The following is a 378-nucleotide window of genomic DNA, read 5'->3' on the forward strand; positions in this document are numbered from 1 at the left end:
GACCCGGCCCAAGGGCCTGGCGCGCGCGCCGGCCGCGCAGGACGCGGTGGACCTGGCGTGCCGCGACCTGGCGCTGTACCAGTACCAGACCTGCCCTTTCTGCATCAAGGTGCGCCAGGAAATGCGCCGCCTGTCGCTGAACATCGCGCATGTCAACGCGCAGCACGCCGGTCCCCATCGCGCCGAGTTGCTGCAGCACGGCGGCCAGACCAAGGTGCCGTGCCTGAAAATCACCGACGCCGGCGGCGCCAGCCGCTGGCTCTACGACTCGGAAAAAATCATCGCCTACCTGCGCGGCCGTTTCGCCCCGTCGCCACAGGCCTGACTGCGCTCAATCGCGCAGCACGCGCTGCGCCACGGGCGCATAGCCATGGTTCA

Annotated in this window: 1 protein-coding gene; it reads left to right on the top strand. The window is 69.3% G+C overall.

Annotated features, from left to right (window positions below):
* The coding region (locus tag QZH66_RS18760) for a glutathione S-transferase N-terminal domain-containing protein (RefSeq protein ID WP_305807287.1) at nucleotides 1-325 on the top strand (325 nt) is incomplete at its 5' end.
* Between the last annotated feature and the right edge of the window lie 53 nt (nucleotides 326-378).

It is taken from the genome of Stenotrophomonas sp. YIM B06876 (genome assembly GCF_030711595.1).
Classification (GTDB): Bacteria; Pseudomonadota; Gammaproteobacteria; order Xanthomonadales; family Xanthomonadaceae; genus Stenotrophomonas.